Below are 6762 nucleotides of genomic sequence, written 5' to 3'. Positions count from 1 at the left end.
ATAACCTCGGAGAGGTCTGTATTTCTCAATAATTGCTTCAAATCCAACAAAAAATCAAAAAAGGGTTCGGAATGAGATTGTTCCGAACCCTTTTTGTCTACAAACTGAAACAGCCAATCGGCTGTTTTTTTATTTTCTTTTCCGGCCAAGTCCCATGGCATTTTCCATTTTCCCGACCATTTTATTAGCGACTTTACGCGCTTTATCAGCTCCATGATCAAGTACATCATCAAGCTCTTGGGATTCCATTAGTTCATAATATTTATCCTGGATTGGCTTAATCGTATTAATAACAACTTCTGCCAGTCCAGCTTTGAAGTCGCCATATCCCTTGCCTTCGTAATCCTTTTCAATATTTGCTACAGATTTACCCGAAAGAATGGAATATATGGAAAGAAGGTTGGAAACGCCAGGCTTATTTTCCTTGTCATATTTTACAATACCTTCTGAATCCGTTACTGCACTTTTAATTTTCTTTTCTATTTGTTTAGGGTCATCCAATAAGGAAATAAACGACTTCTTATTAGGGTCCGATTTGCTCATTTTCTTTAAAGGATCCTGAAGTGACATTACACGCGCGCCAACTTTGGCGATTCTCACATCTGGAATAGTAAAGATGTCATTGTATTTCTTATTAAATCTTTCTGCCAAATCGCGGGTCAATTCCAAGTGCTGTTTTTGGTCTTCTCCGACAGGAACTAAATCAGTACTGTATAAAAGGATATCTGCAGCCATAAGTGGAGGATAGGTAAGCAATCCTGCGGAGACTGCATCCTTACCTTCAGATTTATCCTTAAATTGTGTCATGCGTTCAAGCTCTCCTATATAGGAAACGCATTGCATCATCCATCCAGCTTGGGCGTGTGCCGGAACCTCTGATTGAATGAACAGAGTCGATTTTTCAGGGTCGATTCCTACTGCCAAGTATAAGGCAGCAAGGCTGCGTATGTTCTTTCTTAATTCGAGCCTGTCTTGCGGAACTGTTATCGCATGCTGATCGACAATACAAAAATAACAGTTGTATTCATTTTGCAATTCTACAAATTGCTTCATGGCACCAATGTAATTTCCGAGGGTAATCGTTCCGCTCGGCTGGATGCCGGAAAAGATTGTTTTCATAGGTTTTCCTCCTTTATTTGGCTGAAAAAAGCGCTATTACTGCAGGCTGAACAGACTTGGGTATATTGGAAGTATTTACATTTTATGCTTAAAATAAGCACAAAAAAGACCATCCATCCCTAATAAAAATAGGGACGAATGGTCCGCGTTGCCACCCTAATTACTCACAATGAGTCACTCTGTCCTATGCATGTTATCTGCATAGATCCCCGATAACGAGAGGACACGCCTGAATAAATTCAGAAGGCTCAAAAGTCCATTCAATTTTACCGGGTTTCCTGTTTTCACCAGCCACAGGCTCTCTGCCAACCCTAAGTAAATTTACTACTCTTTTTTCATTGCCGATTTCAAATAAATTTTATTGTTATTATATAATAAAATATACTAATGAGATTCAAAAATCAAGTAAATAAATGGGAGTTAATCAGGCCTTGGAGACAGTTTTCCATTCGGGAAAATTGGAAGAAATAGGTTTAAAACCTTCTTTAATTACGCAAAAAATGATAAATTGAAAAATTTTTTTAAAATCTTAAAAATCTTAATTTATAAGACATTTAAGCTATAAATAAAATGCTAGATTGTCTTGAAGCCGAGAAAGCTACTTGCAATAAGTTTTTAAACTATTTATAATAAACGTAACAAACATATTCTTTACGAATTTGTAACATTTTAAAACAAAACTATATCACTCCGGGTAGCGAGAGTATGGTACATAATGAGTAAGTTTATAGCTTACATATTAAAGATTTCTTTCTTTTAGGCTGAATTCTCAGAATAAAGGGATAATCTATCTTTATGAGAATATAAACTTGCTTTTTTTGTTGCCTTCTAAATAGTCAGCAAATTTTTGCAAATTAAATTAACAGACTATTTAAGCAATATATCTGGGGCGTACAGTTGTGTTTTAAAATAGGGACATCCCGTAAAGGTATTGTTTGAGGAAATTATATAGGGGGTTAAAACCGTGAACAAAAGATTATCGATCTTTTTTAGCATGCTGCTAGTGCTAAGCATGTTCCTTGCTGCGTGCAGCGGCGGCGGAGACAATGCTTCTGACGGCGGCGACAAAGGCGGCGACGACGGCGGAAAGTCAGATGTGCCGCAGGAGTTAAGAGTTAATATTAATACTGAACCACCATCTTTAAACCCAGGATTAGCAGAAGATGCTACATCTGGTACTGTACTTCGCCAAGTCCTTGAAGGATTAACTCGTATTGGTCAAGAAGGCAAGCCTGAAAATGCAATGGCTGAAGATGTACAGGTTTCTGAAGATGGAAAGACTTACACTTTCAAAATCCGTGATGCTAAATGGTCAAATGGCGACCCTGTAACTGCAAACGATTTTGTTTATGCTTGGAAATGGGCGCTTGATCCAGCGAACAATTCAACATATGCATACCAGCTTTACTACATCGAAGGTGCCGAAGCAGCTAACACTGGTGAAGGTTCACTTGATGCTGTAGGTGTTAAAGCAGTAGATGATAAAACTCTTGAAGTTAAATTAGTAAACCCAACTCCATATTTCTTGGAATTAACAGCTTTCTATACTTATTTACCAGTTAACAGCAAAATTGCCGAAGCTAATCCAGAATGGGCAACTGATGCTGGTGAAAACTATACAACAAATGGACCTTTCCATTTAACAGAATGGTCACACAGTGACAAAATTGTCCTTGAGAAGAGCGAAACTTACTGGGACGCTGAAACTGTTAAGCTAGACACGATCGAAATGATCATGATCAATGATCCAAACACTGAACTATCCATGTTTGATAATGGTGAATTAGATTGGGCTGGAGCTCCAACTGGTGCCCTTCCAACTGATGCTATGCAGGCTCTTAAAGATGAAGGCCGCTTAGTAACGAATCCAATTGCAGGAATCTATAATTACAAGTTTAATACAACTGTTGAACCTTTCAACAACGCTAATATCCGTAAAGCATTTGCTCATGCAATCAACCGTCAGGAAATCATTGACAACATTCTTCAGGGTGAGCAGCTTCCAGCTATGGCGATTGTTCCTCCATCAATGTTTGAAGAGAACGAAAAGGGTTATTTCCCTGACAATGATGTAGAGAAAGCAAAAGAATTCTTGCAAAAAGGTTTAGAAGAGCTTGGATTAAGCGATGCTTCTGAACTTCCTGCTGTAACTCTTTCTTATAACACATCTGAAGCACACCAAAAGATTGCTCAGGCAATCCAGGATATGTGGAAGCAAAATCTTGGCGTTGAAGTAACGCTTGATAACGCCGAGTGGAATGTTTTCCTTGATAAAGTTAACACAATGGATTACCAAGTTGCACGTATGGGCTGGTTAGGTGACTTCAACGATGCAATGAACTTCCTAGAAATGTATCGTGACGCTGATGGCGGTAACAATAATACAGGCTGGGAAAGCAAAGAGTTCCAGGATCTGCTTGCTAAATCTGCAACAGAAACTGATGCTGATGCTCGCCAGCAATTATTAAAGGATGCAGAAGCAATCTTCATGGAAGATATGCCTGTAGCGCCAATCTACTTCTACACTAATAACTGGGTACAAGCTGAAAACTTAAAAGACGTTGTTGTATCCGGACTTGGTGATGTTCAGTACAAATGGGCATACTTTGAATAAGAATAGCTAACTTGACGAAAGGTATATGGGATATTTAATCCCATATACCTTCGTTTCTGATTAAGGCATAGTAATAAATTGGAGGTGTTTGACAATGGCGAAATATATTGGAAAGCGCTTACTGTATATGATCCTATCCTTATGGATGATTGTTACAGCAACGTTTTTCTTCATGCGCATTGCACCCGGAAACCCTTTTGCATCAGAGAAAAAACTTCCTCCCGAAATTGAAGCTAACCTGAATGCCCACTTTGGCTTAGACAAGCCATGGTATGCACAATATTGGGAGTATCTAGTTAGAATTGTCAATTGGGATTTCGGCCCATCATTTAAATATAAAAGCCAAACTGTTAATGACCTAATTAATGAAGGCTTTCCCGTTTCATTTTTACTTGGTATGGAAGCAATTTTTATCGCTGTTGCAATTGGTGTGCTTTTAGGAATCATTGCGGCATTAAAGCATAATAGATGGCCGGATTATACAGCAATGATTATTGCTGTTTTAGGTATCTCTGTGCCTTCCTTTATAATGGCATCTTTCCTGCAATATTTCCTCGCTATTAAAATGGGTATCTTCCCGGTAGCACGTTGGGAAACATTCATGCACAGTGTTCTGCCAGCCTTGGCACTAGCCTCAACACCGATGGCTTTCATTGCACGATTAACACGTTCAAGCATGCTGGAGGTTTTGGCAAACGATTATATTAAAACAGCAAAATCTAAAGGATTAAGCAGTGGAGTAATTACAGTTAAACATACAGTCCGTAATGCACTATTACCAGTTGTAACATATATGGGACCGTTGACTGCAGGCATTTTAACAGGAAGCTTCGTAATTGAAAAAATCTTTGGTATTCCCGGACTGGGTGCACACTTTGTAACGAGTATCAATAACCGTGATTATACGGTAATTATGGGTGTTACAGTTTTCTACAGTATTCTGTTGCTTGTATCTATTCTCCTTGTTGACATTGCATACGGAATCATCGACCCACGCATTAAACTTGCTGGCGGGAAGAAAGGAGAGTAATTATGCAGATTTCGAAAGATAAGTTTAAATTAGTCGGAACGCAGCTTAGTGAAGCTGAAAAAATTTCAAAACCGAGTCTTTCATTTTGGAAGGATGTATTTATCCGATTTCGAAAAAACAAGCTCGCTTTGTTTGGGTTAGTACTATTAGGTTTGCTAATCTTCATGGCGATCTTTGGACCATATATGACTCCATATGATTATGCATCAAATGACCTCGGCAATAAGAACCAGCCTCCTTCATCTGAACATTGGTTTGGTACAGACGATCTTGGACGTGATGTGTTTGCGCGTACATGGGAGGGTGCAAGGATATCAATTTTTATCGGTGTTGCTGCAGCGTTGATTGATTTAATTATTGGTGTAATCTGGGGTGGAATCGCTGGATATAAAGGCGGACGTACTGATGAATTTATGATGCGTTTTGCCGATATTCTTTACGGTGTCCCTTATCTTCTATTAGTTATTTTGTTAATGGTTGTTCTTGGACAGGGTTTAACTACTATGATCATAGCGATGTCAATCACAGGCTGGATCAACATGTCCCGTATTGTCCGTGGACAGGTATTATCACTAAAGAGTCAGGAATATGTTCTGGCAGCGAAAACGCTTGGTGCCAATACGAATAGAATTATGAGCAAACATTTAATTCCAAACTCAATGGGACCGATTCTGGTTACCATGACATTAACTGTCCCTTCTGCAATATTTACTGAAGCATTCTTAAGCTTCCTGGGGCTTGGATTGACTCCGCCGCTTGCCAGCTGGGGTACAATGGCCAATGATGGTCTTCCGGCGATGCGTTATTATCCATGGCGTTTATTTTTCCCTGCTACGTTTATCTGTCTAACAATCTTTGCTTTCAACGTAGTTGGCGATGGATTACGTGATGCTTTAGATCCAAGAATGCGGAAATAAAGGAGTGAGAATATGGAAAAATTACTTGAAGTCAAAAATTTAGAAGTCTCATTCCAAACATATGGAGGTACAGTAAAAGCAGTCCGCGGTGTCAGCTTTGACCTTCATAAGGGAGAGACGCTTGCCATCGTTGGTGAATCAGGGTCAGGAAAAAGTGTTACGTCCCAATCAATTATGAAGCTAATACCTATGCCGCCAGGCCAGATTTCCGGAGGCCAGATACTATTAAGCGGTGATGATATAGTACCTAAAACCGAAAAACAAATGGAAAAAATCCGTGGGAAAGAAATCAGTATGATTTTCCAGGATCCTATGACATCCTTAAACCCGACAATGAAAATAGGGAACCAGATAACGGAAGGCTTAATAAAGCACCAAAATATGTCCAAGCAGGATGCAAAGAATAGAGCGATTGAACTTCTTCGCTTAGTTGGTATTCCGATGTCTGAAAAAAGGGTAAACCAATATCCTCATGAATTCTCAGGCGGTATGAGACAGCGTGCCATGATCGCAATTGCTCTTGCTGCTAATCCAAAGCTTTTAATCGCCGATGAGCCAACAACAGCGCTTGACGTTACAATTCAGGCACAAATTCTTGAACTGATGAAGGATCTACAGAGCAAAATGGATACATCCATCATTTTCATCACCCATGATCTTGGAGTTGTAGCCAATGTTGCAGATAGAGTCGCTGTAATGTACGCTGGACAAATTGTTGAGATGGGTACTGTTGATGAAATATTCTATGACCCGCGCCATCCATATACATGGGGCCTTCTAGCTTCCATGCCAAGTGTGGATAGTGATGATTCAGCTGAATTAGCTGCCATTCCTGGTACTCCTCCGGATTTAACAAATCCTCCAAAAGGAGACGCGTTTGCAGCAAGAAATAGTTATGCACTAGCAATTGATTTTGAAGAAGAACCGCCAATGTTCCAGATTTCAGAAACTCATTTTGCAAAAACATGGCTTCTTCATCCGGATGCTCCAAATGTTGAGCCGCCTGAAGCTGTAAAGAAACGTATGCGCCAATTATCCTCCACATTTGAAAAACCAGTATTAGTGAAGGAGGGTAAATAATC

At 39.5% G+C, this 6762-nt stretch carries 5 protein-coding genes and 1 other annotated feature; of the genes, 4 read left to right on the top strand and 1 reads right to left on the bottom strand.

Translation table 11 applies throughout. The annotated features are described in order from the left end of the window. Positions 1 to 129 precede the first annotated feature (129 nt). The gene (gene trpS / locus J7I93_RS09135) at positions 130 to 1119 is read right to left on the bottom strand and encodes a tryptophan--tRNA ligase (protein ID WP_214725454.1); all 990 of its coding nucleotides are present in this window, start codon (positions 1117 to 1119) and stop codon (positions 130 to 132) included. Positions 1120 to 1246: 127 nt separating this feature from the next. Next, positions 1247 to 1467: a binding site (T-box leader), on the bottom strand. Between the two features lie 616 nt (positions 1468 to 2083). On the opposite strand from trpS, the gene J7I93_RS09130 reads away from it, so the two are divergent. The 4 genes from J7I93_RS09130 to J7I93_RS09115 all read left to right on the top strand — a co-directional run bounded on the left by J7I93_RS09130 (position 2084) and on the right by J7I93_RS09115 (position 6760). Then, positions 2084 to 3733 carry a peptide ABC transporter substrate-binding protein gene (locus tag J7I93_RS09130; protein ID WP_214725452.1) on the top strand — a complete coding sequence of 550 codons (1650 nt, stop codon included), beginning with the start codon at positions 2084 to 2086 and terminating at the stop codon, positions 3731 to 3733. Positions 3734 to 3827: 94 nt separating this feature from the next. Further along, entirely contained in the window at positions 3828 to 4763 is a 936-nt protein-coding gene (locus tag J7I93_RS09125; RefSeq protein WP_214725450.1) for an ABC transporter permease, read from the top strand. Further along, positions 4763 to 5680, top strand: coding sequence for an ABC transporter permease (locus J7I93_RS09120; protein ID WP_375137354.1), 918 nt, complete (start codon positions 4763 to 4765; stop codon positions 5678 to 5680). Before J7I93_RS09125 ends, J7I93_RS09120 begins: the two co-directional genes overlap by 1 nt. Positions 5681 to 5692: 12 nt before the next feature. Next, positions 5693 to 6760, top strand: a complete 1068-nt coding sequence (locus tag J7I93_RS09115; RefSeq protein WP_214725448.1) for an ABC transporter ATP-binding protein — start codon at positions 5693 to 5695, stop codon at positions 6758 to 6760. The last annotated feature ends 2 nt before the right edge of the window (positions 6761 to 6762 follow it).

The organism is Bacillus sp. ISL-47, assembly GCF_018613175.1.
In the GTDB taxonomy this organism is placed as follows: Bacteria; Bacillota; Bacilli; order Bacillales; family Cytobacillaceae; genus Cytobacillus.
This window is presented reverse-complemented; position numbering and strand designations above follow the sequence as displayed.

Bases quoted from the DNA above. Each gene is read 5' to 3' on its own strand.
- trpS (WP_214725454.1), bottom strand. From the start codon at position 1,119: ATGAAAACAATCTTTTCCGGCATCCAGCCGAGCGGAACGATTACCCTC.
- J7I93_RS09125 (WP_214725450.1), top strand. From the start codon at position 3,828: ATGGCGAAATATATTGGAAAGCGCTTACTGTATATGATCCTATCCTTA.
- J7I93_RS09115 (WP_214725448.1), top strand. From the start codon at position 5,693: ATGGAAAAATTACTTGAAGTCAAAAATTTAGAAGTCTCATTCCAAACA.